Genomic DNA, 25,617 nt, shown 5'->3' on the forward strand with positions numbered 1-25,617 from the left:
AACAGTCACGTCAGGTATCGCGATGCCCACCCGCCTGTTCCGCAACGCCCGCCTCGTTACGATGGCCGCCCCCCTCGACATAACGCCGGTGGAGCAGGCGACGATCGTTTCCGTCGACGGCCGCATAGCCTACGCCGGCCCCGAGGCCGACGCACCAGCGACTCCTGAAAGCGCCGAAGTGATCGACCTTGAGGGCAGACTGGTCACGCCCGGTCTCATCGACTGCCATACGCACCTCGTCCACGGCGGCAACCGCGCCCACGAGTTCGAACTGCGACTGGCAGGCGCCAGCTACGAGGAAATAGCGCGCGCCGGGGGGGGCATCGTCTCGACCGTCACTGCCACTCGGTCCTCCGGCGAAGACGGGTTGGTGGAAACCGCCCTGCCCCGGCTCGATCACCTGATCGCCGAGGGTGTCACCACGGTCGAGGTGAAATCGGGCTACGGACTTACCCTTGACAGCGAGCGAGCCCAACTCCGCGCCGCCCGCCGCCTTGCCGCCGAGCGCAAGGTGACGGTCAGCACAAGCTTCCTCGGCGCACATGCACTGCCGACCGAGTTCAAGGACGACCGCGCCGCTTATCTAACCCTCGTCCGAGATGAAATGCTGCCGGCCATCGCTGCCGAGGGCCTTGCCGATTGCGTCGATGCCTTCTGCGAGGCCATCGCCTTTTCGCCTGAGGAGGTAGACGACCTCTTCGCCGCGGCCGGTCGCCTGGGCCTCAAGGTCCGGCTCCACGCCGACCAGTTGTCCAACCTTGGCGGCGCGGCGCTTGCCGCCCGCCACGGCGCACTGTCAGCCGATCACCTCGAGCATACCGACGAGGCAGGCGCCGCCTCCATGGCCGCCGCCGGCACCGTCGCCGTGCTTTTGCCCGGCGCCTTCTACTTCATCCGTGAGACCAAGCTGCCCCCGGTCGACCATTTCCGCAGGCATGGCACGAAGATCGCCATCGCGACCGACTGCAACCCCGGCACCTCGCCGATGACCTCGCCGCTGCTCGTCATGAACATGGCGGCGACCCTGTTCCGCCTGACGGTGGCCGAGTGCCTCGCCGGCATGACCATCCACGCCGCCGCCGCCCTCGGCCTTGCCAGGGACACCGGCTCGATAGAGGCCGGCAAATGGTGCGACCTTGCCGTCTGGAACGCCGAACGGCCGGCCGAACTCGTCTATCGCATTGGCTTCAACCCGCTCGCCGCCCGCTACTGGAGAGGTGAATGAAAGACACTCCGAACCTCCACCGCCTCGTCCCCGGCGAAGTTCCGCTTTCGGTCTGGCGCGCCATCTACTTCGGTGACAGCGCCACCATCGACGCATCCCTTCGCGCCCCGGTCGACAAGGCCGCCGCCGCCATCGAGGCGATCATCGGCAAGGGCGACCCGGTCTATGGCGTCAACACCGGCTTCGGCAAGCTCGCCTCGGTTCGCATCGACACCGCCGACCTCGAAACGCTCCAGCGCAACATCGTGCTGTCGCATGCCGCTGGCGTCGGCGAACCGCTGCCGGTGCCGGTCGCTCGGCTGATCATGGCGCTGAAGCTGGCGAGCCTTGCTCAGGGCGCATCCGGCGTCCGCTGGGAAACGCTCGAACAGCTGGCCGCCTGCCTTGAGCGCGGCCTGATCCCCGTCATTCCGGGTCAGGGTTCGGTCGGCGCTTCCGGCGACCTCGCCCCGCTCGCCCACATGACCGCGGCCTTGATGGGCGTCGGCCAGGTGTTCGTCGACGGGCGGCCGGTCGATGCCGCCGCCGCGCTGGAAGCCAACGGCCTCAAGCCCCTCGTCCTCGGCCCCAAGGAAGGGCTGGCGCTTCTCAACGGTACGCAGGTGTCGACAGCGATGGCGCTGGCCGGCCTGTTCGAGACCGAGCGCGTCTTCCAGGCGGCGCTCATCACCGGCGCTCTCTCCGTCGACGCCGCCAAGGGATCGGATGGCCCCTTCGATCCGCGCATCCATCTTCTGCGCCGCCACAAGGGCCAGATCGACGTCGCCGCCAGCTTGCGCGCTCTGCTGTCGGGCTCGGTCATCCGCGCCTCGCATCTCGACGACCACGGCCGCGTTCAGGATCCCTATTGCCTGCGCTGTCAGCCGCAGGTGATGGGCGCCTGCCTCGATCTCCTCCGACAGGCGGCGGCAACGCTGAGCGACGAGGCCAATGGCGTCTCCGACAACCCCCTGGTGTTCACCGACACCGGCGAGGTCATCTCGGGCGGCAACTTCCACGCCGAACCCGTCGCCTTTGCCGCCGACATCATCGCCCTCGCCATCTGCGAGATCGGCTCGATCGCCGAGCGCCGCATCGCCATGCTTGTCGACCCAGCGCTCAGCGGACTTCCGGCCTTCCTGACGCCCAAACCCGGCCTCAACTCCGGCTTCATGATCCCGCAGGTGACGGCAGCGGCCCTCGTGTCCGAAAACAAGCAGATGGCCCATCCGGCGTCGGTCGATTCCATTCCGACCTCGGCCAACCAGGAAGACCACGTCTCCATGGCGGCGCATGGCGCACGCCGTCTCCGGACCATGGCGAGAAACGCCGCCCACGTCATCGGCATCGAGTATCTTGCCGCCGCCCAAGGCATCGGCTTCCACGCACCGCTCGGCACCTCGAAGCCGCTTGCCGCGGCGATCGATCTTCTGCGAGCGGACGTCGCACCGCTTTCCGACGACCGGCATTTTGCGCCCGATATCGACGCGGCCAGCCGGCTCGTCACATCGGGTCGGCTCCTCGCGGCTCTCGAAAGCGAGCTCCTGCCGGCGTTGGTGCAGGAATGAGCGGTATGATGGGCCCGGTCATCCGGCGCGGGAACGCGCCACTCGTTCTTTCCATGCCGCATGTCGGCACGGCGATCCCAGAGGAGATCGAGGCGCGCCTCGTGTCCCCGTGGCTGGCCAGAAAGGACGCCGATTGGTGGATCGACCAGCTCTATGAGTTCGCCGGCGAGCTCGACGCCACCATCGTTCGCGCTCACTGGTCGCGCACCGTGATCGACCTCAATCGCGATCCAAGCGGCGTCTCGCTCTATCCGGGGCAGGCCACCACCGGACTCTGCCCCATCGAGACCTTCGACGGCGAGCCGCTCTATCGCCCCGGAGAAGAGCCCGCAGCCGAGGAGATCGAGGCGCGCACCGATCTCTACTTCCGGCCCTACCACAAGGCGCTGTCCAGTGAACTTAGCCGGCTACGTGAATCGAGTGAGCGGGTGGTTCTCTATGACTGCCACTCTATCCGTTCCGCCATTTATCGTTTATTTGCCGGCAAATTACCAGTCTTCAACCTGGGCACAAACAGCGGTGCCGCCGCCGATCCCGACCTGGTAGAACGGGCCTCCAGCGTGATCGCGTCCTCCGGTCGCAGCCATATTGTCGACGGCCGCTTCAAGGGCGGCTACATCACCCGCCATTATGGCCAGCCGGAGCACGGCGTCCACGCGTTGCAGATGGAGCTCGCCTGTCGCGGCTATATGCGCGAAAGCCTGGGCCCGGTCAGCGAGGCCAACTGGCCGATCGCCTTCGACCCGGTATTCGCAGGGCCGACGCGGCTGACGCTGCGAGCCGTATTGGTCGCCTGTCTGGCCTTCGCAAGGGGCTGAGGCTCATTCGACAACCCGGAGCGAGCGCTTGGCGGATGGACCGGGCAGCGGAATGACATCGACGGCGACCGTCAAGCTATGGGCGCCCGAGGCGACGATGACACCGTCAAGCGGCGACACGTCGGAATAGTCGCGTCCAATGGCGAGAACGAGATGATCCTCGCCAGCCATGATGCCGTTGGTCGGGTCGAGCCCCACCCAGCCAGCCTCGCCGCCACACCACACCTCGACCCAGGCGTGGGTGGCGTCGGCGCCTTCCAGGCGTTCCCGACCAGGCGGCGGCTCGGTGCGGAGGTAACCGGACACATAACGCACCGGCAGCGCGATACCCCTGAGGCCGGCGATCATGACATGGGCGAAGTCCTGGCAGACGCCCTTTCTCGCGGCGAAAGCGTCCGATGGACTGGTGTCGGCGTCGGTGGCGCCAAGCACATAGGCGAAATCGCCCTTGACCCGCTTCATGAGCTCGATCGCCCCCTCCAGCATCGGTCGCCGAGCCGGGAACGACTGGGCGGCATAGCGGGTGATGGCGGCGTCGAGCGGCACCGACGGCGAGACGAACAGACCATGCACGGGCGAATCCGGGCCAAGGTCGCGGCTGGCCACCGCGAGCGCCCGGATCTCTTCGGCCGATGGCGTCAGCGCGGCGAGATAGGGTTCGGCCGGCAGCACTTCCACCTCGGCGTCGAGCCGAACAACCAGCTCGTCATGCGGACGATCGAGAGCGAAATGGCAGATGCGGTTGCCGAAGAAATCCAAGGTCTCCTGCCGCTCCGACGGTACAGGGGCGATGGAAAGCGCCGCCTTGCGCACCGTCTGCCCCTTGCGATCCACCGGCAACAGCCGTGCGACGTGGCTCGAATAGGGAACCGCCGCCGCATAGGCGTAGCGCGTCTGCTGGCGCAATTCATAGATCATTCGAGCTCCTCCGGCCGCGCCTCGCTGGGGCGCTGGGTGAAGAAGCGATCGGTCACGAGGCCGGACAGTCGCAACAGCCGGTTGGTGACCTTGTCGAGGTCGCGCGTCTCGATCTTCTCGGCCGCCGTATTGGCAAGCCGCGCGTCGAGCTTGCGGGCAAGGCGCAGAAGTTCGACCGGGCGCCCGTCGACGCGGGTGGCCGGCAATGCTTCCAGGTGCTCGACGATGCGCGCCGTCTGGAACGCGACGGAACGCGGGTTGGCGTCGTCCAGCATCAGAAGGTCGATCACCGGCAAGGGCGCCGGCCGCATCACGTAGCGCCAACGATAGGTGATCTGGCTGTCCCCCGCCTCAAGGGCAAGATCGAGCGCCTCGGTCGACGGCGTCTCGAGGGCGAAGCGGCGGACCAAACCCGCCGTGGTAAGCGCTCGTTCTATCCGGCGGCCGAGATCGAGGAAACGCCAGCCCATGGCGCGGTTCATGTTCTCGGAGGCGAGGCCTGCGAAGGCGGCAATGCGCCGCAGGCCGTGATTGACCTCGTCGAGCATCTGCACCGGGTTGAGGCGTCGCCGGCCCATGCCCTCGAACAGGACGGCTATTTCCGTCACCGCCCGAAAGGCGTCCGGCGCCAGGCGGTCGCGAATGGCCGAGCCGGCGCCCCGCGCCGCGCCGGTCAACGCCGGCAGGCCGGAGGGGGACGCGGGGTCGCCAAGAGCTGCGGCGACAAGCTGGATCGGCGTCCCCTTGCGTTCGAGATCGATGGCGCCGATGAACCGCAAATGGTCAGTCAGCGCCCGGATGATCGGCTGGTCGGCATCGCCACCGGCCTCCACCAGCCGGTTGATCAGCGCGCGCAGAAGACGCAGGGTACCTTCCGACCGTTCCAGATAGCGGGCGAGCCAATAGAGATTGTCGGCAGAACGTGACGGCAGCGTCCCCGTGGATCGGCGAATGGATATGCGATCCGGTTGAGGCAGCAGCGAAACCTCTCTGACCGGCGCATCGGACAGAACCCAGACATCGGCCGTCTCGGCTCCTTGTTGCATGGACACGAGGCGCGCGTCGCTCGACCCCGAGATGCGGCAGAATCCGCCGGGCATCACCACCCAGTCCCGATCGCCGACGGCGGCCACGAACAGGCGCAACACGAAAGGCTTGGGCACCAGGCGGTTGCCGTCCCAGACCGGCATGGTGGAAAGGCCGACGTTTTCCTGGCCGACCACGTCGAGGCCGCGTGTCTCGATCAGATCCCGCACCGCCTGCCGTTCGGCCTTGCTCATGGCCGCGCCGAGCTTGCTCCAGAAGGGCAGCCCCGGCAGAGGACCGGAAAAGGCCGAGGCGATGGCCATGCGGTCGAAGCGATCGAGTACCGCCCGCCGCTCGGCCTCCTGCCCGCACCACCATGTGGCGAGGTTCGGCAGCGTCAGCTCTTCGCCGAGCAGATGCCGGCAGAGCGCCGGCATGAACCCCATCAAGGCTCGCGATTCTGCAACGCCGGAGCCGAGCGCATTGGTGACGTCGACACATCCGGACCGGACCGCCTGCACCAACCCCGGCACGCCGAGCGCCGAAGCCGTACGGAGCTCGAGGGGATCTGCGAAATCGCCGTCGAGCCGTCGCCACAGCGCGTCGATGCGCTTGAGCCCCGAAACGGTGCGCACATAGACCGCATCGCCGCGAACCGTCAGATCGCCGCCTTCCACCAGCAGGAAACCGAGGTAGCGGGCGAGATAGGCATGCTCGAAGTAGGTCTCATTGAGCCGCCCCGGCGTGAGCAGGCCGACCCTCGCTTCGGCATTGGCGTTGAGGGCGGCGAGATCGTCGCGAAAAGCCTGGAAAAACGGCGCGAGCCGTTCGACATTGAGCCCGCGCGCCACTTCCGGCAGCGCCCGCGTCACCGCCAGGCGGTTCTCCAGCGCGTAGCCGGATCCGGACGGCGCTTGCGCACGATCGCTGAGCACCCACCAGCGCCCGTCGGGACCTCGACCGAGATCAACGGCGAAAAAGCGCAGGAAGCGCCCCCCTTTCGGCACGACGCCGACCATCGGTCTCAGGAAATCAGGGCTGCCGGCAATGGCCGCGGCCGGAATCACGCCGTCGCGGGCGAGCCGCCCCGGACCATAGACGTCGGCGAGCAGCGCCTCCGTGAGACGGGCACGCTGAATCGCGCCGGCCGACAGCACCGCCCATTCCGACTGGGAAATCAGAAGCGGCAGCGGCGTCAGGGGCCAGGGACGCTCGGCCCCGGCCGGGTCGTCATAGACGCGAAAGAACACGCCGGAGTTCTTGAGCTGCTGCTCGGCACCGGCAAAGGCCTCGCGCACACCATCCTCGCCGAGATCGGCGAGGCGCTGCAGAAAGGAAGGCCAGGGCCCGCGTAGCGTACCATCGGGCGCCATCATCTCGTCATAGGCGCCGGCAAGCGGCTTGTAGCCCCGCGTCAGCAAACCAGATCCGGCTTTCTGTCCGGCAGTGGGCGGATCGGGCTGAAGCTGGCTCATCGGGTTTCCGGCGTGGGCGACAGGTGTGGTGCCGCGAGTTAAGCAGACCGACGCGGCATCGCCAAGATGGCCACCCGTCGGTCTCGATTCATATGCCGGCCGGCCGCCGGAGGTCGAGTGTCGTGGGGAACTCGCCCGGCGCTTCCTCGGCCGGCAGGTTCACCGTCCCTTGCGAGTGGCCGAAGTCCTGGAAGCGGGCGAGCCGCCGCGCCTCGGCCTCGTAGGCGTTGACGGGGAAAGTTTCATAGTTCCGACCACCGGGATGGGCGACGAAATAGGTAGCGCCGCCCAGTGACCGCTTCGACCAGCGATCGACGATTTCGAAAGTCAGCGGCGCGTTAACCGGCAGCACCGGATGGATGCCGCTGGCCGGCTGCCAGGCCTTGAAGCGAACACCGCCGACGTAGTCCCCGACACGACCGGTCGCTGCGACCGGCACGCGCCGGCCATTGCAAGCAAGGACATGCCGGGCTGGATCGAAGCCGGAAACGCGCGCCTGCAACCTCTCCACCGAGCTGTCGACGAAGCGCACCGTGCCACCGGCGGCTCCCTGCTCGCCGGTGACGTGCCACGGCTCGAGCGCGCCCCTGAGCTCCAGCGAAACACCCTGCCGCTTGACGGTGCCGAAATAGGGGAAGCGAAACTCGCGCTGGGCATCGTACCAGACCGATTCCATGGGATAGCCGGCCCGGTTGAGGTCGGCGATCACCTCCAGGAAGTCCTGCCAAACGAAATGCTCCAGCATGAAGCGATCGAAGAGCGCCGTGCCGTGGCGCGAGAAGTTGCCCTGCTGCGGCTCGTTCCAGAACCAGGCGATCAGCGCCCGGAGCAGTAGTTGCTGGGCGAGCGACATGCGCGAATCCGGCGGCATCTCGAAGGAGCGGAACTCGACGAGACCCAGCCGACCGGTCGGGCCATCCGGCGAGAACAGCTTGTCGATGCAGATTTCCGAGCGATGAGTGTTGCCGGTGACGTCTGTGAGAAGATTGCGGAACAGGCGATCGACCAGCCAAGGCAAAGGCGCCGCCCCTTCGCCCGGCGCAGGCACCTGGGCAAGCGCGATCTCGAGCTCGTAGAGGTTATCGTGCCTGGCTTCGTCGATGCGTGGCGCCTGGCTGGTCGGCCCGATGAACAGGCCCGAGAACAGGTAGCTGAGCGAGGGATGCCGCTGCCAGTAGAGAACAAGGCTCTTCAGAAGGTCGGGCCGGCGAAGAAACGGGCTATCGGAAGGTGACGCGCCGCCGACCACCACGTGGTTGCCGCCGCCGGTGCCGGTGTGGCGGCCATCGATCATGAACTTGTCTGTGCCGAGGCGAGAGAGTCGCGCCTCCTCGTAGACGGCCGAGGTGATGGCAACGCAGTCTCTCCAGCCGGCGGCGGGATGGACGTTGACCTCGATGACGCCGGGATCGGGCGCAACCCGAATGACGTTGAGGCGCGGATCAGGCGGCGGCGGGTAGCCCTCGACATGAACGGGCAACCCGAGGTCCTCCGCCGTGGATTCGACGGCGGCCAGCAGCTCGAGATAATCGTCGGCGCCCGCCACCGGCGGCATGAACACACAGAGCCGGCCATCTCGCGGCTCGACGCTCATGGCCGTACGGACGGCTCCGCCATCGCCGGTCATCCACTGGTCGACGCGCGGATCGTCGGCGGCCTGCTCGCGCGAGTGTTCGTAGGCCGTGGCGAGCTGATCGGGATCCGGCAGATCCGGGAGTTCCCCCATCAGGTCGCGATCGACATGGAAGGGATAGGCGGCCGGCGGCACCCATGGAAGCGAGGCGAGCGGCAGACGAAAGCCGGCGGGAGAGTCGCCGGGAAGAAGATAGAGCTTGCCTCGCCGGAAGTTCCAGACCTCCGACAGCCAGCCCCTGCCGGCGGCCCCTTGCCAGCGCTGCACCGGCAGCACGTAGGCGCCGGGCGTGCCGAGGCCACGTTCGAAGACCCGCGCGATGCGGGCGCGCTCCTCCGGATCGTCGAGTTTGCTGTCCTCGGCGGTGACATTGTCCGGCAACCCGGATTCTTTCAGTATCCAGTGGGCCGGATCCTCATAGGCCGGCACGGCGCAGCGACCGGACACGCCAAGCCGACGGGCCACGCCGCGCGCCAATGCGCAAGCGCCCTCCGCATTGGCCGGCGCGAGCTCGGTCTCCGGCGCGACGAGGTCGAGATTGCGCCAGATCGGCTTGCCGTCCTTGCGCCAGTAGAGCGAGAACGTCCAGCGCGGCAGGCTCTCGCCTGGGTACCACTTGCCTTGTCCATAGTGCAGGAAGCCGCCCGGCGCGAAGCGAGCGGCAAGGCGACGGATCAACTCGTCGGCCCGGCCCCGCTTGGTGGGACCGACGGCGGCGGTGTTCCATTCCTCCGACTGGTAGTCGTCGATCGAGACGAACGTCGGCTCGCCCCCCATGGTGAGACGGACGTCGCCGGCTGCGAGATCGGCATCCACCGTCTCGCCCAACCGGTCCAGACGCTCCCACGCATCGTCGGAGAAGGGCCAGGTGACACGCGGCCGCTCGTCGACGCGGGCGATCTTCATCTCGAAGAAGAACTCGGTTTTCGTGTCGGGCGGCGCACTGAAGGAACCGACGATGGGCGCCGCCGAGCGATAGTGCGGCGTCGCAGCGAGCGGAATATGGCTCTCGCCGGTCAAAAGACCCGAGGTGGGATCGAGGCCGATCCAGCCGGCGCCGGGAATATAGACCTCAGCCCAGGCATGTAGGTCGGTGAAATCGACATCGGTGCCCGACGGACCGTCGAGTGCCTTGACGTCGGGCCTGAGCTGGATGAGGTAGCCCGAGACGAAACGGGCGGCGAGGCCGAGCCGACGAAGAAGCTGCACCAGGAGCCAGCCGCTGTCGCGGCACGACCCCGCCCGGCGCGTCAGCGTCTCCTCCGGACTTTGCACCCCTGGTTCAAGACGGATCTCGTAGCCGATATGCTGCTGGAGCGCCTGGTTCACCGCAACGACGAAATCGGTGGTCTGCTTGCGTTCGCGCGGGATCGCCGCGAGATAGGCCTCGAAGAGCTCCCCCTCCTCCTCGCATTCGAGAAACGGCGCAAGGTCCTTGGCGAGATCCGGCGCGTAGGTAAACGGCCAGGTCTCGGCATAATTCTCGATGAAGAAATCGAACGGATTGTAGACCGCCATCTCGGCGAGCAGGTCGACGCTCACCGAGAACTCGGATGTCGGCTCGGGAAAGACGAACCGGGCTAGCCAGTTGCCGTGCGGGTCCTGCTGCCAGTTGACGAAGTGAGTCTCCGGCGTGACCTTCAGAGCATAGGCAGGCACGGCGGTCCGGCTGTGCGGCGCAGGTCTCAACCGCACCAGCTGAGGAGAAAGAAGGACCGGCTTGTCATAGACATAGCGGGTGACGTGCGTCAGCTTGGTCAGGACGGCCATCATCTCTCCCTGCGGTCGCATTGAGCGCGACCGCATTTAAGGGCGAAACAGCCATCCGGGAAAGCCCTGAGCTTAGGCGACGCCTGCTTGCTTTATAGGCAAACCGTCAGGACTTGCGCGACAGAGGATCGATGACGATGTCGTAGAGCTTGGAAACAGACGGCGTGGCGATCTCTTCATAGAGCGCGCTGTCGGTCGGCAGGCCGGTGGCAGCGGCGTCGACGGGCGGCGGAACGACCCAGCGCAAGCGATCCCAGCCGCGGCTCTGGCCCTCGACTTTCAGCACCTCGACGAACTTGCGACCGATGCCGCGGTTGCGGAACTCGGGCAGGACGTAGATATCCTCGAGATGACCGACCCGATGGCCCGACATGGTGTCCGGCAGGTCGAAGAACACGGCAAAGCCAACCAGCTCTTCATCGACGAAGGCGCCCAGCACTTCCGTCGCCGGATCGACGGCGAGAAGCTCGGCGTAATACTCGTCCGGACGGCGCGGCGCGCCGCGCTTCATTGCCTGGGCATAGGCGGCAATAATCGGCGCCAGCTTGTGGGCGTCCGCCTGGGTGACAGCGGCAATCGTCAGCGACATGGTCAAAAGTCCCCCGGAAAAGCGACACTTACGCGTGACACCAGCATTACTTGCCCCATGCGGACGGCGGGAGCAAGGCTGAGACGAAGCGAGTCGCATTTTTTGGGTCGGAAGCGGCTTCGTCCCCCTCATGTCGGCATGACGGCCTCCGGGCTGGTCATCGTCGCCCGTCGCCGCTATCGTCGCTGCGGATTCTGGAAAGCCGGGGGGCAAGCCGCAATGAGCGACATTTTCGAGCATTTCCGTCGCCAGGCCGAGGCCTGCCGCACCATGGGATCGCCATTTACCGCCCGCCTCGCCGACCTCGCGCCACGCTTTCTCGACCGAACGACGCTGACCGGCCGACGCATCCTTGCCTGGAACGGCCATGCCGGTGAGGACGCCGTGCCCCTGCGCCTGTTCGGCGGCCTGCACCGGTTGGTGTTAACCCAACGCGACACCGGGCTCGCCGCCGTCTATCCGCCGGTCGAGGTGTCGGACGAAACGCTCGTCGCCGCCGTGAGCGCCGCCATCGGCCAGCACGACCACGACCTTCACGACATCCTCATGAGCCCGCCGCAGACCAACGAGGTCGGCCGCTCGGCCATGCTTCTGCCCGGCTTTCTCTGGCTCGCCCGCCGTTTCGGTCCAAAGCTCGACATCCTTGAGATCGGCGCCAGCGCAGGCCTCAATCTCCACTGGGACGCCTACGCCTATCGCTACGGCGACAGCCGCTGGGGCCGGACGAAGGCGCCCCTCGAACTCGCCCCCGACTGCGACGCCCCACCGCTGCTCGACGGAACGGTCGAGGTGGTGCGCCGCAGGGCCTGCGACCTCTCTCCCCTCGATCCAGCCGACGCGGAACACCGGACTCGGCTTCTCTCCTACGTCTGGGCCGACCAGACGGAGCGCAAGGCCCGGCTCAACGCTGCCCTCGACCACGCCGCATCGCGGCCCGAGCGCGTAGAGGCGGCCGACGCCGCGGAGTTTCTCGCCCGCGAGCTGGCCGAGCCGCCCGAGGACGGAACGCTTCGCGTCGTCGTCCACTCGATCTTCTGGCAGTATCTTTCCGACCCGGCTCGCCTCGGCATCCAGACCGCCATGTTGCGAGCCGCCGAGACGGCACCGCTTGCCTGGCTGCGGCTGGAGGCGGACGGTCAGAAGCCCGGTGCCGGGCTTCTGGTCACGCTGTTCCCCTCCGGCGAGCACCATGTCCTGGCGCGCGGCGACTTCCATGGTCGCTGGCTGCGCTGGCTGGGTGAGCAATGAAAAAAGGCCGGAGCTATCGGCCCCGGCCCTTGAGTCTTCCTTCCGCCTTGGTGCGGCGTCACTTGAAGTCGCGGATATCCACGAAGTGGCCGGCGATCGCCGCCGCCGCCGCCATGGCCGGCGACACCAGATGGGTGCGACCCATGTAGCCCTGACGCCCCTCGAAGTTGCGGTTCGAGGTGGAGGCGCAGCGTTCGCCGGGCGCCAGCTTGTCGGGGTTCATGGCAAGGCACATCGAACAACCCGGCTCGCGCCACTCGAAGCCAGCCTCGATGAAGATCTTGTCGAGGCCTTCCGCTTCCGCCTGTTCCTTGACGAGGCCGGAGCCCGGCACGATCATCGCGAGCTTGATCGAGGAAGCCACCTTGCGCCCCTTGGCCACGGCGGCCGCGGCCCGGAGATCTTCGATGCGGCCGTTGGTGCAAGAGCCGACGAACACCTTGTCGAGGGCGATCTCGGTCATCTTCTGGCCCGGCTTCAGCCCCATGTAGTCGAGCGCGCGCCACTTGGAGGTGCGCTTCGTCTCATCGGCGATATCGTCCGGGTTGGGCACCGCGCCGGTGATCGACACGACGTCCTCGGGGCTGGTTCCCCAGGTGACGATCGGCGGCAGGCTGGCCGCGTCGAGCGTCACCACCTTGTCGAAATGGGCGCCCTCATCGGTATAGAGCGTCTTCCAGTAGGCCATGGCGCGCTCCAGCGCCTCGCCCGTCGGCGCCTTCGGGCGACCGGCGATATAGGCATAGGTCGTCTCGTCCGGCGCGATCAGGCCAGCGCGAGCACCGCCCTCGATCGACATGTTGCAGACGGTCATCCGGCCTTCCATGGAAAGGGCGCGGATCGCCTCGCCGGCATACTCGATGACGTGGCCGGTGCCGCCGGCCGTACCGATCTCGCCGATGATGGCCAGCACGATGTCCTTGGCAGTGACGCCGGCCGGCGCCTTGCCGTCGACGCGCACCAGCATGTTCTTCGCCTTCTTCTGGATCAGCGTCTGCGTGGCGAGCACATGCTCGACCTCGGAGGTGCCGATACCGTGGGCGAGCGCGCCGAAAGCGCCGTGCGTCGAGGTGTGGCTGTCACCACAAACGATGGTCATGCCGGGCAGCGTGAAACCCTGCTCGGGACCGACCACATGGACGACGCCCTGCCGGCGATCGAGCTCATTGTAGTACTCGACGCCGAACTCGGCGGCGTTGATGGCAAGCTGCCCGACCTGCTCGCGGCTTTCGGGGTCTTCAATGCCCTTGCTGCGATCGGTGGTCGGCACGTTGTGATCGACGACGGCAAGCGTCTTGCCCGGCTGGTGAACCTTGCGGCCAGCCGTTCTCAATCCCTCGAAAGCCTGCGGGCTGGTCACTTCGTGAACGAGATGGCGATCGATGTAGAGCAGCGACGTACCGTCGGCCTGCGTCTCGACCACGTGGTCGTCGAAGATCTTGTCGTAGAGAGTGCGGAGTTTGGCGGTCATGATGATCGGACTTTCGATTCCGTGAGGCGTGCGAACCACGCCCCTGACATGTCAGAAAAGCAATGGAAAGACCGGTGGTCCGGTCGCTTCGTCAGGCCCGGAGTCGACTGTCCCCGGTCTGCCGGGCCAGAAACCGCCATGGCAGACGCGCGTGATCGTGGGCCGGGAAATAATCGACCGACGTCGGCACACGCGTGATCTGCGGCTTTGCGTTCATGAAGCGCTCTATACTGAAAAACGGCCTCGCCGACAATCAGCGATATGAAAACACCAGGGTCAAGCCCCCGGAAACGAGAAGCGCCCAGCCTCGGGGGAAGGCTGGGCGCGGCGCTAGGGATCAGCGCGGGCCGGGAGGGGAACCCGGCGACGGTCACCGCCGCTGGCGAGACGGGGGGCAGTGCCTGATGGGCGATGCCGTCATGATCATGATTTGGTGCGGCTTGCCCTGAAAACAAGAGCGACCGAGTTAACAACCCCGTGAGCGCCGCACCGATAGCCGAAAGTCGAATACGTCAGCCGATCAGCGCCTCGAACTCGGCCAGGATGGCCGCGCCCATGGCGCGGGTATCGACGGTGGCTTCGCCCTTCTGAGCGATGTCCTTGGTCCGGAGCCCCTTGCCGAGCACGCGGGCGATCGCCTCGTCCAGCTTGCCGGCAAGGTCGATCAGGCCGAAGGAGTAGCGCAGCGCCATGCCGAAGGAGGCGATCATGGCGATCGGGTTGGCCGCGCCGGTCCCGGCGATATCGGGCGCCGAGCCGTGGACGGGCTCGTAGAGCGCCTTGCGCTTGCCGGTCGCAGGATCCGGGGCGCCGAGCGAGGCCGACGGCAGCATGCCGAGCGAGCCGGTCAGCATGGCGCCGATATCGGAGAGAACGTCGCCGAACAGGTTGTCGGTCAGGATGACATCGAACTGCTTGGGATAGCGCACGAGCTGCATGGCGCAGTTGTCGGCGAGGATATGGTCGAGCTTGACGTCGGCATACTCTTCCTTGCCGATCTTCGTCACCACCTGGTTCCACAACACGCCGGACTTCATCACGTTGCGCTTTTCGGCCGAGGAGACGCGGCCGTTGCGCGCCTTGGCAAGGTCGAAGGCGACGCGGGCAATCCGCTCGATTTCGTGGGTGGTGTAGACCTGCGTGTCGACGGCGCGCTTCTCGCCGTTCTCCAGCGTGACGATCTCCTTCGGCTCACCGAAATAGACGCCGCCAGTCAGCTCGCGGACGATCAGGATGTCGAGGCCTTCGACCACGTCGCGCTTCAGCGACGAGGCATCGGCGAGCGCCGGATAGCAGATCGCCGGGCGAAGATTGGCGAACAGGCCGAGGTCCTTGCGAAGACGCAGCAGGCCAGCTTCCGGGCGGCAGTTGTAGGGAACGCTGTCCCACTTGGGGCCACCGACGGCGCCGAACAGCACCGCGTCGGCGGCAAGCGCCTTGGCCATGTCGGCCTCGGAGATGGCGGCGCCATGGGCGTCATAGGCCGAACCGCCGACAAGGCCGCGATCGAGCGAGAAGTCGGTCAGGCCCTTGCGGTTCAGAAACGCGATGATCGTTTCCACCTCGGCCATGATTTCCGGGCCGATGCCGTCGCCGGGCAGCAGGAACAGCGAATTCTTTGCCATCGTCGCATCCTCGAAGCTTGAAAGAAGGCAGCCGGCCTCGTCCGGCCGAATGTCGGCCGCTAGCCGTAATCGCCTTGCCGTCAAGGTTCAAGGGGCAAGCGTACCGGAGAGGACGGCGAAATCTCCGCTGTCGCGGTCGAGCACGTGAAGCTCCCCCTCGGCAACGTCGAACCAGGCGCCGTGCAGGGCCAGGTCGCCGGACTCGACCCGGTTCTTGACGAAGGGATAGTCAAGGAGGTTCCTGAGCGATGACTTGATCGCCTCGTGTTCGAGCGCGGTGTAACGCAAGCCTGGTCCGATCGCATGATCGCACCGCACCCGTTCGGCCGTCTCGTCCAGTACCGAAACCCACTTGCCGATAAAGTCGGTCGGCGTCAGCGGATCGCGATTGTCGAGCGCCGCGGCGATGCCGCCGCAGCGGCCATGCCCCATGACCACGATATGACTGACGGCGAGCGCCATCACCGCGAACTCGAGCGCGGCCGAGGTGCCGTGCGTTTCGCCGTCCGGCGTGTAGGGCGGCACGATGTTGGCGACGTTGCGGACGACGAAGATCTCGCCCGGGCCAGCGTCGAAGATCACTTCCGGCGACACGCGACTGTCCGAGCAGCCGATGATCATGATCCGAGGCTTCTGCCCCTCGGCGGCAAGCCGCTTGTAGCGCTCGTTCTCGCTTGGATATCGCCCCTCTCGGAAAGCCTCGTAACCGGTCGTCAGACGCCCCGGGAAGGAGGCGGGAAGCTTCGGGCGGAGAGGGGCTTTCGGTTCGGTCATCGGCGAAAATCCGGCTGGAGGGACGGAGAGACGAAAATCTCCGCGGATGCGTTATAAGGAAGTATACTTATAAGCGTCAATCTTGGCGCGCTTCACAAAGTCTCGATTCCCGAAGGACGCGCAACGGGCCGACGCGGCGTGGCGAGCCGGCGAATGTCCACCATGGCCATAGGTCGAACCAGCGCCTCCTGCTGATCCACGAGGTCCAGCTCGCGCCCACCCGCCTTTACCGACCGAACAATGACTTCGAAGGTGGAGGCCGACGCGGCCGCGAGAGCCGCCTCGTCGGAGGCGCCGCCGATGAGCCGTGACAGGAAAAGCGCGGCGAACAGGTCGCCGGTCCCGTTGGGGGCTCCTTCCACCATCTGGTTCTCGGCGACGATGGCCTCGCTCGCGGTGACGAGCGCCGCCGCGATCTTGCCGGTTATCAGGGCCGGCGCCGACGTGACGACGACGCGTTTCGGCCCGAGAGCCCGCGCCGCCGCCGAAATCTCGGTCAGCGTCTCGACCGGTCGGCCGGTCAGCCAGCCAAGTTCGAAGCGGTTGGGCGTTGCGATATCGGCGATGGCGATCAGGCGGTCACGCTGAGCGATGGCGACGGGTTCGGGCACGTAGAGGCCGCCCGCGCCACCGGTGGTCATGTCGCCGATCACGGGGTCGGCAAGATGCAACGCTTCCGGATTGGCAGCTCTGACGGCGGCGACCAGCCCGGCGGCGGCTTCCGCCTGCCCGGCCGAACCGAGATATCCGGTGATGATGCCACCGACCTCGGAGAGCCAGGGCGCCCGCGCAAGATCGGCGCAAAGCGCCGCGAAATCGGTCTCCGGCAGCGTCATGCGATGGGCCCGACCGTGGCCGGGGTGCCAAGGCAGTATGACCGTCGGCAGCGTCCAGACGCGGTGACCGAGCCGCTCGAGCGCAAACGCGGCGCGCGCGCCCACGGATCCACGGGCGACGAAGGAGGAGAGAACGATGACGGCGGGGCGGCTCATGGTCGGCGGCTTTTCCCTTGCAGCGGCGACGGCTTGGCGAGGCGACGGCCCTCCGTTTAGCCTATGATCAATCGCCGCACACCTCGAATCAGCCGATGCCGACCGAAAAACCTGCCAACTCGATACACGACCTGTTCGGAGAGGCTGCCCCCCGTCCCGCTGCCAGCGGAGATGTGGTGCAGGTTCTGACGCCCGTCGGTCTCGACCTGTCCTATTCCTACCGCGTACCGCACGGAATGGTGGTCGTGCCCGGCTCGATCGTTCAGGTGCCGCTTGGTCCGCGCAAGGTGGTTGGCGTCGTCACGGCCGAGCCGGCCGAGCTCCAGGCCTCCTCGAACCGCCTGCGCCCCATCGAGATCGCCTTCGATGCGCCGCCCCTGACGCAGGAGATGCTCACCTTCGTCGACTGGGTCGCCCGCTACACGCTGACGCCGCGCGGCATGGTGTTGCGAATGGTGCTGCGCGCGCCGGACGCGCTGGAGCCCGAGCCCCCGTTGCGTGGACTCATATCGACAAGCGCGACGCCAGAGCGCCTCACCGACGCCCGGCGACGAGTTTTGGCGCTGCTCGACGAAAACGAGGGGCAGGCCTGGACGCGAGCCGGCCTCGCGGCGGCGGCCGGCGTCTCCCCGTCCGTCGTCGAGGGACTGGTGACCGCCGGGGCGCTGACCGAGGTGGAACTGCCGCCCGGCCGTCCGTTTCGCGCGCCCGATCCCGACTTCAACCCCATCGCTCTCACCCCCGACCAGACCGCCGCCGTCGCCCGGTTGCGCGAGGCCCAGGACAACGGCGTGACGCTGATCGACGGCGTCACCGGCTCCGGCAAGACCGAGGTCTACCTTGAAGCGGTCGCCGACGCGTTGAGGGCCGGACGGCAGGCGCTGATCCTGGTGCCGGAAATCGCGCTGACCCGCGCCTTCCTTGAGCGCTTCTCCGAGCGTTTCGGCGCCCTGCCGGCGGAATGGCACTCGGACGTCACCCCGAAGATGCGTGCCCGCACCTGGCGAGCGGTGGCTCTCGGCGAGGCGCGCGTTGTCGTCGGGGCTCGTTCGGCCCTGTTCCTGCCCTTTTCGGACCTCGGCCTGATCGTCGTCGACGAGGAACACGACGGCGCCTACAAGCAGGAAGAATGGGCGAGCTACCATGCCCGCGACATGGCGGTGGTCCGCGGGCGACTGGAAAAGATACCCGTCATCCTCGCCTCGGCGACGCCCTCCCTCGAAAGCCGCGTCAATGCCGAGCGCGGTCGCTATCGCCACCTGGTGCTGCCGGCGCGAGCCACGGGTCGCGACCTGCCCAGCCTTTATGCCATCGACATGCGCAAGGCCGGCCCGCCACGCGGCCGTTTTCTCGCCCCCGGTCTCGTCGCCGCCATCCGCGAAGTGACCGAGCGCGGCGAGCAGGCCATGCTGTTTCTCAATCGGCGCGGCTACGCGCCGCTCACGCTCTGCCGGTCCTGCGGCCACCGCTTCCAGTGCCCGCAGTGTTCGGCCTGGCTGGTGGAACACCGCTTCAGGGGGCGGCTCGTCTGCCATCATTGCGGCCACACGGTGCCCCGCCCCGAGGCCTGCCCCTCCTGCGGCACGCTCGACAGTCTCGTCGCCTGCGGTCCCGGCGTCGAGCGCATTGCCGAGGAAATGCAAACGCTGCTGCCCGACAAGCGCACCGTGGTCCTGTCGTCCGACATCGGCGGGGGCATCCAGCGTCTCAAGGCAGAGTTCGAGGCCGTGGCCAAAGGCGAGTGCGACATCGTCGTCGGCACGCAGATGGTGGCCAAGGGGCATACGTTCCCCAAACTGACGCTAGTCGGCGTGGTCGATGCCGACCTTGGCCTGTCCCAGGGCGATCCGCGCGCCGCCGAGCGCACCTTCCAGCTGTTGGCCCAGGTTACCGGACGCGCCGGCCGCGTCATCGGCAAGGGCCTCGGCCTGCTCCAAACCTACGCGCCGGAAAACCCGGTGATCGAGGCGCTCGTCTCGGGCGACGCCGAACGCTTCTACCGAACCGAGCTTGCAGAGCGCGAGCGTTCGACCATGCCGCCCTTCGGTCGGCTCGCGGCAATCCTCGTGTCGGGGCCCAGCCGCGAACTTGCCGAGGATCACGCCCGCCATCTCGCCCGCATGGCGCCCCACGACCCCGCCGTCGAGGTGTTGGGCCCCGCCGAGGCGGCGCTGGCCGTGGTGCGCGGTCGCCACCGCTTCCGCCTGATTGCCCATTCCGGCCGCGATACCGACCTTTCAGCCTACATGCGCGCCTGGATTTCCGCCGCCGATCGCCCGACGCGCGGCGTTGAGGCTTATGTCGACGTCGATCCGCAGAACTTCCTCTGACGCCCGCAAAACGGCGCTCAACTCCACCTAAAACGATAAACTATTCGACTTTAGGATGATGTTTTTTTAAGGGGATGTCCCAAGCGGCCATTTACCTAAGGATATCCGCGCAAAACACGGAATTCCTGAATCCAGTGAACGCGTTGCGTGAGGGAAAGTCCTGTGATAGACGGAGCCAAGTTCGCTGCGGGGCCGTGCGCCGTGCCGCCGTCGTATTCTATTCTGCGAGTTTCTTCAAAGCGTTCAACCGGGTGAACCTTTGATGGTTCGCACCGATGAGGGGTTCTTACGTGAGCGAAGCGGAAACGATGGTCTTCGGGGTCGCCGAGCGTTATGCAACGGCCCTGTTCGAACTGGCGAGCGAGACCGGCGAACTCGACATCGTCGAGGCGGACATCGCCCGTTTCGAGACCCTCCGCCGAGAAAGCGCCGACCTTCGCCGACTTATGAAGTCGCTGGTCTTCAGCAATGAGGATCAGGTCCGGGCCATCGGCGCCGTGGTCGAGGCTGCCGACCTTGGGCAGACCCTGAGCAACTTCATCAAGCTCGTCGCCTCCAACAATCGCCTTTCGGCGATGGCCGACATGTTCCGTGGCTTCCGTCAGCTGCTCGCTGACCGACGCGGCGAAGTGACGGCCGGCATCGCCTCGGCGATCCCCCTTTCCGACAGCCAGCTCGCCGACATCAAGCGCGCGCTGGCCGACATATCCGGCAAGTCGGTTCATGTTGAACTCGAGGTCGACCCGTCGCTGATCGGCGGTCTCGTCGTCAAGCTCGGTTCGCGCATGATCGACACGTCGCTCAAAACGAAACTCGACGCACTCAAGATTGCATTGAAAGAGGTCGGCTGATGGATATCCGCGCCGCGGAAATTTCCGCAATCCTCAAGGAGCAGATCAAGAACTTCGGCCGCAACGCCGAGGTATCCGAGGTCGGCCAGGTTCTTTCCGTGGGTGACGGCATCGCCCGCGTCTACGGTCTCGACAACGTCCAGGCGGGCGAGATGGTCGAGTTCCCGGGCGGCATTCGCGGCATGGCGCTCAACCTCGAGAGCGACAACGTCGGCGTCGTCATCTTCGGCTCCGACCGCGACATCAAGGAAGGCGACACCGTCAAGCGGACCGGCGCCATCGTGGACGTGCCGGTTGGCCGCGGTCTGCTCGGTCGCGTCGTCGATGCCCTCGGCAATCCGATCGACGGCAAGGGCCCGATTGAATACGAGACGCGCGCCCGCGTCGACGTCAAGGCGCCCGGCATCATCCCCCGCAAGTCGGTGCATGAGCCGATGTCGACCGGCCTCAAGGCCATCGACGCGATGATCCCGATCGGCCGTGGCCAGCGCGAGCTGGTGATCGGCGACCGCCAGACCGGCAAGACCGCGATCATCCTCGACACCTTCCTCAACCAGAAGTCCTTGCACGAGGGTGACGACGAGAAGCACAAGCTCTACTGCGTCTACGTCGCCATCGGCCAGAAGCGCTCCACCGTCGCCCAGTTCGTCAAGAAGCTCGAGGACGCCGGCGCGCTCAAGTACTCGATCGTCGTTGCCGCCACCGCCTCCGACCCGGCGCCGATGCAGTACATCGCCCCGTTCGCCGGTTGCGCCATGGGCGAGTATTTCCGCGACAACGGCATGCACGCGCTGATCGCCTACGACGACCTCACCAAGCAGGCCGTCGCATATCGCCAGATGTCGCTGCTGCTGCGCCGCCCGCCGGGGCGCGAAGCCTTCCCCGGCGACGTGTTCTACCTGCACTCCCGCCTGCTCGAGCGCGCCGCCAAGCTCAACGACGAGAATGGCGCCGGTTCGCTTACCGCCCTTCCGGTCATCGAGACCCAGGCCAACGACGTGTCGGCCTACATCCCGACCAACGTCATCTCGATCACCGACGGCCAGATCTTCCTTGAGACCTCGCTGTTCTACCAGGGCATCCGCCCGGCCGTGAACGTCGGCCTCTCGGTGTCGCGCGTCGGCTCGTCCGCCCAGATCAAGGCGATGAAGCAGGTTGCCGGTACCATCAAGGGCGAGCTTGCCCAGTATCGCGAGATGGCCGCCTTCGCTCAGTTCGGCTCCGACCTCGACGCTTCGACCCAGCGCCTGCTCAACCGTGGCGCCCGCCTGACCGAGCTTCTGAAGCAGCCGCAGTTCTCGCCGCTGAAGACGCAGGAAGAAGTGGCCGTGATCTTCGCCGGCGTGTCCGGCTTCCTCGATCCGCTGCCGCTCAGCAAGGTTCGCCCGTTCGAGGAAGGGCTGCTCCGCTATCTGCGTGAGAAGCATTCCGACATCCTGGAGCGCATCTGGGCCGAGAAGCAGCTCTCCGACGAACTGCGCGGCAAGCTCCACGACGCGATTTCCAACTTCGCCAGGACGTTTGCCTGACGCCAACGCCGGATGAACCGAGGGGGGCGAAAGCCGCCCTCCTCTCCCGCGCCCCGATGCCCCCCGGGCAGGAGCCGATATGGCCAGCTTGAAAGAACTCAAGAACCGCATCGCTTCGGTGAAGGCGACGCAGAAGATCACCAAGGCGATGCAGATGGTCGCCGCGGCGAAGCTTCGTCGCGCGCAGGAGGCGGCGGTCGCCGCCCGTCCCTACGCCCACCGTCTTGGCGCGGTGGTTGCCAACCTCGCCAGCGCCATGGCGGGCCGCGACGACGCGCCGCTTCTTCTCGCCGGCACCAAGCGCGACGAGGTTCACCTTCTCGTCGTTTGCACGGCCGAGCGTGGTCTGTGTGGTGGATTCAACTCGTCGATCGTCCGTCTGGCCCGCGAACACGCCGCCAGCCTGCTCGCCGCCGGCAAGACGGTGAAGATCCTCACCGTTGGCAAGAAGGGCGCCGACGCGCTGAAGCGCGAGCATGGAAACCGCATGATCGACCGTATCGAGCTCCGCGGCGTGAAAACCGTCGGCTTCGATATCGCCGTCGATCTCGGCAAGCGCATCGTCGATCTCTTTGAGGCGGGCGAGTTCGACGTCTGCACGTTGTTCTATTCGGAATTCAAGTCGGTCATCCAGCAGATCCCCACGGCCAAGCAGTTGCTTCCTGTCAAGGTGGACGCTCCGGCCGCCGCCTTGGAGACCGACTACGAGTTCGAGCCCGACGAAGCCGAGATCCTTGAAACCATGCTGCCGCGCTACGTCTCGGTCACGCTGTTCTCCGCTCTCCTGGAGAACGCGGCCGGCGAGATGGGCGCCAAGATGAGCGCTATGGATAACGCGACGCGCAACGCCGGCGAGATGATCGACCGCCTGTCGATCACCTACAACCGCACGCGCCAGGCCAAGATCACCACAGAACTCGTTGAAATCATTTCGGGCGCCGAGGCGCTCTGACCGTAACTCGATCAAGGACCACATCGATGGCTGAAACGCATATCGGACGGATCACCCAGGTCATCGGCGCCGTCGTCGACGTCAAGTTCGACGAACATCTGCCGGCGATCCTGAACGCGCTCGAGACGAAGAACGGCGAGCACCGCCTCGTGCTCGAGGTTGCCCAGCATCTCGGCGAGAACACCGTCCGCACCATAGCCATGGATACCACCGAGGGTCTCGTGCGCGGCCAGGAAGTGGTCGACACCGGCGCGCCGATCTCCGTGCCGGTGGGCGAAGCCTGCCTCGGCCGCATCATGAACGTCATCGGCGAGCCGGCTGACGAAGTCGGCCCCATCGTCGGCGAGAGCAAGCGCGCCATCCATCAGGAAGCGCCCGACTACACCGATCAGTCGACGGAAGCCGAGATCCTGGTAACCGGCATTAAGGTCGTCGACCTGCTTGCTCCTTACGCCCGCGGCGGCAAGATCGGCCTGTTCGGCGGCGCCGGCGTCGGCAAGACCGTGCTGATCCAGGAACTGATCAACAACGTCGCCAAGGCCCACGGCGGTTACTCGGTGTTCGCCGGCGTTGGCGAGCGCACTCGCGAGGGCAACGACCTCTATCACGAGATGATCGAGTCCGGCGTGAACAAGGACCCGCGTGAGCATGGCGGTTCGACCGAAGGCTCCAAGTGCGCCCTCGTCTACGGCCAGATGAACGAGCCGCCGGGGGCCCGCGCCCGCGTCGCGCTGGCCGGTCTCACCGTCGCCGAGCATTTCCGCGACAAGGGCCAGGACGTGCTGTTCTTCGTGGACAACATCTTCCGCTTCACGCAGGCCGGTTCGGAAGTGTCGGCCCTGCTCGGCCGCATTCCCTCGGCGGTGGGCTACCAGCCGACGCTCGCCACCGACATGGGCGCCATGCAGGAGCGCATCACCACCACCAACAAGGGTTCGATCACCTCGGTGCAGGCCATCTACGTGCCGGCCGACGACCTGACCGACCCGGCGCCGGCCACCTCCTTCGCCCACTTGGACGCCACGACGGTTCTCAACCGCGCCATCTCCGAAAAGGGCATCTATCCGGCCGTCGATCCGCTGGACTCGACCTCGCGCATGCTCGATCCGCAGATCGTCGGTGAGGAGCATTATGCCGTCGCCCGCCAGGTGCAGCAGATCCTTCAGAAGTACAAGGGCCTGCAGGACATCATCGCGATCCTCGGCATGGACGAGCTCTCCGAAGAGGACAAGCTGACGGTGGCTCGCGCCCGCAAGATCGAGCGCTTCCTGAGCCAGCCCTTCCACGTGGCCGAAGTGTTCACCGGCTCGCCCGGCAAGCTCGTCGCCCTCGAAGACACCATCAAGGGCTTCAAGGGGCTCTGCGAAGGTCTCTACGACCATCTGCCGGAAGCGGCTTTCTACATGGTCGGCACCATCGACGACGCCGTCGAGAAGGCTCAGCGCCTCGCCGCCCAGGCGGCCTGACCCTCAATCGAGGTCGGGCGGCCACGCCGCCCACCTTCCGGCGCCGATGCGCCAAGCTGAGACATTGACCGGCCCGGACGGGCCGCCGTGGCAGTCCTTGCGATAGACAGCGTCTTTTCGTCGGAACTAGCCGAAAACACCGTGGGGAGCGCCGGATGGCAACCTTCAAGTTCGAACTCGTCAGCCCCGAGCGTCTGATTCTGTCGGTCGATGCCGATCAGGTGGATCTGCCCGGCAGCGAGGGCGACTTCGGCGTGCTCGCCGGCCACGCGCCTTTCCTCACCACGCTGAAGACCGGCATCGTCACCGTCAAGGCCGGCGGCGTCTCCAGCCGCATTTACGTGCGCGGCGGCTTCGCCGACGTCAACGCGTCCGGCCTCAGCGTTCTGGCCGAGAAGGCTGTGCCGGAGGCCGAGTTCGACCCGGCCGTCGCCGCCTCCGAAACGTCCGCGGCAGAGGCCGTCCTCGCAGAAGCGAAGAACGAAGAAGCCAAGGATCGTGCCGTCAAGGCGCTTGATGAGCTGAAAACCGCCATCGCGGCGCTCGCCTGATCAGGCGAAGGACCCCGGCGTTCCCCACTGCGATCCACCATCATTCGGTGATGACTTCGTCGAACTGATCGGTGGTCGCAAAGAACGCCGGCTTGATCTTCTCAAGCTTGTTCGAGTCGATCACCAGATAGCTCAAGCCGGCTCGCGCCAGCACGGCTTGCTTGATCGGCACCTCGTGAAAGTTGGAACAGGTGGCGCCGTGCTGCGAATGCAAGCCGCCGGCCGACAGGAAGGCCTTGCTGATCCCGAGGCGTTCCACCGAACGTAAGGCCTCGTCGCCCGAGAAGGTCTGCGACGAGGCATGGAATAACCCACCAAGCAGAATCAGATTGGTATTCGGCCGCTTCATGACGCGTTCGGCCACGTTCATGGCGTAGGTGATGACCGTCAGCTTGCCCGATACCGGCAGATATTCGGTCATCCGGGGCGTCGTGGTCCCGCAATCGATGAAGATCGTATCGTCCGGCTCCACGAGCCGCGACGCCTTCTGGCACGCCAGCTCCTTCGCCTCCGAGTCGGTATCGGCCTCTGCGTCAAGACGATAGGTGGAGCGCTCGCCGCCAGCCGGCAGGATGTAGCCGCCCAGGTAGCTGAACAGATGCGGTGCCGACGCGAGATCTCGCCGCACCGTCATTTCCGACACACCGAGATGGTTGGCCGCATCGCTGAGATGCAGCACGCCGGCATCTTTCAACCTGTCATCGAGGCGTTCTAGACGTTCGGCCTTCTTCACTGGATGTCCCCATCGCTGACAAGCCTTTCAATCCACCTTTCCCCTTGACTCGTCAAGGCCACTATGAAACCTTCCAAACAAATCTTGTTAGAAT

Annotated in this window: 19 protein-coding genes; 10 read left to right on the plus strand and 9 right to left on the minus strand. The window is 66.2% G+C overall.

The genetic code is table 11. The annotated features are described in order from the left end of the window. Positions 1 to 22 precede the first annotated feature (22 nt). From hutI to hutG, 3 genes are read left to right on the plus strand one after another with little or no spacing between them, the layout of a single operon-like run. The gene (hutI, locus tag M4J40_RS02400; protein WP_251751819.1) at positions 23 to 1,225 is read left to right on the plus strand and encodes an imidazolonepropionase; all 1,203 of its coding nucleotides are present in this window, start codon (positions 23 to 25) and stop codon (positions 1,223 to 1,225) included. Beyond that, positions 1,222 to 2,772, plus strand: a complete 1,551-nt coding sequence (gene hutH / locus M4J40_RS02405; protein ID WP_251751821.1) for a histidine ammonia-lyase — start codon at positions 1,222 to 1,224, stop codon at positions 2,770 to 2,772. Before hutI ends, hutH begins: the two co-directional genes overlap by 4 nt. A gap of 5 nt (positions 2,773 to 2,777) precedes the next feature. After that, entirely contained in the window at positions 2,778 to 3,590 is an 813-nt protein-coding gene (gene hutG, locus M4J40_RS02410) for an N-formylglutamate deformylase (RefSeq protein ID WP_251751823.1), read from the plus strand. Between the two features lie 3 nt (positions 3,591 to 3,593). Here the strand turns inward: hutG and M4J40_RS02415 are convergent, their stop codons facing one another. The 4 genes from M4J40_RS02415 to M4J40_RS02430 all read right to left on the minus strand — a co-directional run bounded on the left by M4J40_RS02415 (position 3,594) and on the right by M4J40_RS02430 (position 11,001). Beyond that, on the minus strand, positions 3,594 to 4,508 hold the full coding sequence (locus M4J40_RS02415) for a transglutaminase family protein (RefSeq protein WP_251751824.1): 915 nt from the start codon (positions 4,506 to 4,508) through the stop codon (positions 3,594 to 3,596). Further along, complete coding sequence (locus M4J40_RS02420; RefSeq protein WP_251751826.1) at positions 4,505 to 7,009, minus strand: circularly permuted type 2 ATP-grasp protein; 2,505 nt, start codon at positions 7,007 to 7,009, stop codon at positions 4,505 to 4,507. The genes M4J40_RS02415 and M4J40_RS02420 overlap by 4 nt, the downstream gene beginning before the upstream one ends. Before the next feature lie 88 nt (positions 7,010 to 7,097). Continuing rightward, complete coding sequence (locus M4J40_RS02425; protein ID WP_251751828.1) at positions 7,098 to 10,412, minus strand: DUF2126 domain-containing protein; 3,315 nt, start codon at positions 10,410 to 10,412, stop codon at positions 7,098 to 7,100. Positions 10,413 to 10,518: 106 nt separating this feature from the next. Continuing rightward, positions 10,519 to 11,001, minus strand: coding sequence for a GNAT family N-acetyltransferase (locus M4J40_RS02430; RefSeq protein WP_251728940.1), 483 nt, complete (start codon positions 10,999 to 11,001; stop codon positions 10,519 to 10,521). Between the two features lie 219 nt (positions 11,002 to 11,220). On the opposite strand from M4J40_RS02430, the gene M4J40_RS02435 reads away from it, so the two are divergent. Then, positions 11,221 to 12,249: a DUF2332 domain-containing protein gene (locus M4J40_RS02435; RefSeq protein ID WP_251751830.1), complete on the plus strand. Its 1,029-nt coding sequence runs from the start codon at positions 11,221 to 11,223 to the stop codon at positions 12,247 to 12,249. A gap of 58 nt (positions 12,250 to 12,307) precedes the next feature. Here the strand turns inward: M4J40_RS02435 and leuC are convergent, their stop codons facing one another. From leuC to pdxY, 4 genes are all read right to left on the minus strand, one after another. Then, a complete protein-coding gene (gene leuC / locus M4J40_RS02440) occupies positions 12,308 to 13,720 on the minus strand; it encodes a 3-isopropylmalate dehydratase large subunit (protein WP_251751831.1) in 1,413 nt (470 codons plus the stop codon). A gap of 512 nt (positions 13,721 to 14,232) precedes the next feature. Continuing rightward, on the minus strand, positions 14,233 to 15,345 hold the full coding sequence (gene leuB, locus M4J40_RS02445; protein WP_251751833.1) for a 3-isopropylmalate dehydrogenase: 1,113 nt from the start codon (positions 15,343 to 15,345) through the stop codon (positions 14,233 to 14,235). Positions 15,346 to 15,432: 87 nt separating this feature from the next. Continuing rightward, positions 15,433 to 16,119 carry a carbonic anhydrase gene (locus M4J40_RS02450; protein ID WP_251751835.1) on the minus strand — a complete coding sequence of 229 codons (687 nt, stop codon included), beginning with the start codon at positions 16,117 to 16,119 and terminating at the stop codon, positions 15,433 to 15,435. Positions 16,120 to 16,211: 92 nt separating this feature from the next. Further along, on the minus strand, positions 16,212 to 17,111 hold the full coding sequence (gene pdxY / locus M4J40_RS02455) for a pyridoxal kinase (RefSeq protein ID WP_251751836.1): 900 nt from the start codon (positions 17,109 to 17,111) through the stop codon (positions 16,212 to 16,214). Between the two features lie 95 nt (positions 17,112 to 17,206). Here pdxY and M4J40_RS02460 point away from each other — a divergent pair, with 95 nt between their 5' ends. The 6 genes from M4J40_RS02460 to M4J40_RS02485 all read left to right on the plus strand — a co-directional run bounded on the left by M4J40_RS02460 (position 17,207) and on the right by M4J40_RS02485 (position 24,790). Next, positions 17,207 to 19,441 (plus strand): primosomal protein N', encoded by a 2,235-nt coding sequence (locus M4J40_RS02460; RefSeq protein ID WP_251751838.1) that lies wholly within the window; start codon positions 17,207 to 17,209, stop codon positions 19,439 to 19,441. Positions 19,442 to 19,716: 275 nt separating this feature from the next. After that, positions 19,717 to 20,292: a F0F1 ATP synthase subunit delta gene (locus M4J40_RS02465; RefSeq protein ID WP_311134057.1), complete on the plus strand. Its 576-nt coding sequence runs from the start codon at positions 19,717 to 19,719 to the stop codon at positions 20,290 to 20,292. Further along, positions 20,292 to 21,821: a F0F1 ATP synthase subunit alpha gene (gene atpA / locus M4J40_RS02470; RefSeq protein WP_251751842.1), complete on the plus strand. Its 1,530-nt coding sequence runs from the start codon at positions 20,292 to 20,294 to the stop codon at positions 21,819 to 21,821. Before M4J40_RS02465 ends, atpA begins: the two co-directional genes overlap by 1 nt. A 79-nt stretch (positions 21,822 to 21,900) precedes the next feature. Beyond that, on the plus strand, positions 21,901 to 22,773 hold the full coding sequence (locus M4J40_RS02475; protein ID WP_251751844.1) for a F0F1 ATP synthase subunit gamma: 873 nt from the start codon (positions 21,901 to 21,903) through the stop codon (positions 22,771 to 22,773). 26 nt (positions 22,774 to 22,799) lie between these two features. Then, positions 22,800 to 24,239: a F0F1 ATP synthase subunit beta gene (gene atpD / locus M4J40_RS02480; RefSeq protein ID WP_251751845.1), complete on the plus strand. Its 1,440-nt coding sequence runs from the start codon at positions 22,800 to 22,802 to the stop codon at positions 24,237 to 24,239. 155 nt (positions 24,240 to 24,394) lie between these two features. Continuing rightward, positions 24,395 to 24,790 carry a F0F1 ATP synthase subunit epsilon gene (locus M4J40_RS02485; RefSeq protein ID WP_251751846.1) on the plus strand — a complete coding sequence of 132 codons (396 nt, stop codon included), beginning with the start codon at positions 24,395 to 24,397 and terminating at the stop codon, positions 24,788 to 24,790. Between the two features lie 40 nt (positions 24,791 to 24,830). On the opposite strand, the gene M4J40_RS02490 is transcribed toward M4J40_RS02485, so the two are convergent. After that, entirely contained in the window at positions 24,831 to 25,523 is a 693-nt protein-coding gene (locus M4J40_RS02490; protein ID WP_251751847.1) for a DeoR family transcriptional regulator, read from the minus strand. Positions 25,524 to 25,617: the final 94 nt, after the last annotated feature.

Origin of the sequence: Pleomorphomonas sp. JP5 (assembly GCF_023721815.1) — a bacterium.
Classification (GTDB): domain Bacteria; phylum Pseudomonadota; class Alphaproteobacteria; order Rhizobiales; family Pleomorphomonadaceae; genus Pleomorphomonas.

What these genes read in the sequence shown, in the direction of transcription:
- hutG (WP_251751823.1), top strand. Translation starts at nt 2,778, where the DNA reads ATGATGGGCCCGGTCATCCGGCGCGGGAACGCGCCACTCGTTCTTTCC.
- hutI (WP_251751819.1), top strand. Translation starts at nt 23, where the DNA reads ATGCCCACCCGCCTGTTCCGCAACGCCCGCCTCGTTACGATGGCCGCC.
- atpD (WP_251751845.1), top strand. Translation starts at nt 22,800, where the DNA reads ATGGCTGAAACGCATATCGGACGGATCACCCAGGTCATCGGCGCCGTC.
- M4J40_RS02460 (WP_251751838.1), top strand. Translation starts at nt 17,207, where the DNA reads ATGCCGACCGAAAAACCTGCCAACTCGATACACGACCTGTTCGGAGAG.
- M4J40_RS02485 (WP_251751846.1), top strand. Translation starts at nt 24,395, where the DNA reads ATGGCAACCTTCAAGTTCGAACTCGTCAGCCCCGAGCGTCTGATTCTG.
- M4J40_RS02475 (WP_251751844.1), top strand. Translation starts at nt 21,901, where the DNA reads ATGGCCAGCTTGAAAGAACTCAAGAACCGCATCGCTTCGGTGAAGGCG.
- M4J40_RS02435 (WP_251751830.1), top strand. Translation starts at nt 11,221, where the DNA reads ATGAGCGACATTTTCGAGCATTTCCGTCGCCAGGCCGAGGCCTGCCGC.
- hutH (WP_251751821.1), top strand. Translation starts at nt 1,222, where the DNA reads ATGAAAGACACTCCGAACCTCCACCGCCTCGTCCCCGGCGAAGTTCCG.
- leuB (WP_251751833.1), bottom strand. Translation starts at nt 15,345, where the DNA reads ATGGCAAAGAATTCGCTGTTCCTGCTGCCCGGCGACGGCATCGGCCCG.
- M4J40_RS02430 (WP_251728940.1), bottom strand. Translation starts at nt 11,001, where the DNA reads ATGTCGCTGACGATTGCCGCTGTCACCCAGGCGGACGCCCACAAGCTG.
- M4J40_RS02465 (WP_311134057.1), top strand. Translation starts at nt 19,717, where the DNA reads ATGAGGGGTTCTTACGTGAGCGAAGCGGAAACGATGGTCTTCGGGGTC.
- atpA (WP_251751842.1), top strand. Translation starts at nt 20,292, where the DNA reads ATGGATATCCGCGCCGCGGAAATTTCCGCAATCCTCAAGGAGCAGATC.
- M4J40_RS02415 (WP_251751824.1), bottom strand. Translation starts at nt 4,508, where the DNA reads ATGATCTATGAATTGCGCCAGCAGACGCGCTACGCCTATGCGGCGGCG.
- M4J40_RS02425 (WP_251751828.1), bottom strand. Translation starts at nt 10,412, where the DNA reads ATGGCCGTCCTGACCAAGCTGACGCACGTCACCCGCTATGTCTATGAC.
- M4J40_RS02420 (WP_251751826.1), bottom strand. Translation starts at nt 7,009, where the DNA reads ATGAGCCAGCTTCAGCCCGATCCGCCCACTGCCGGACAGAAAGCCGGA.
- M4J40_RS02450 (WP_251751835.1), bottom strand. Translation starts at nt 16,119, where the DNA reads ATGACCGAACCGAAAGCCCCTCTCCGCCCGAAGCTTCCCGCCTCCTTC.
- pdxY (WP_251751836.1), bottom strand. Translation starts at nt 17,111, where the DNA reads ATGAGCCGCCCCGCCGTCATCGTTCTCTCCTCCTTCGTCGCCCGTGGA.
- leuC (WP_251751831.1), bottom strand. Translation starts at nt 13,720, where the DNA reads ATGACCGCCAAACTCCGCACTCTCTACGACAAGATCTTCGACGACCAC.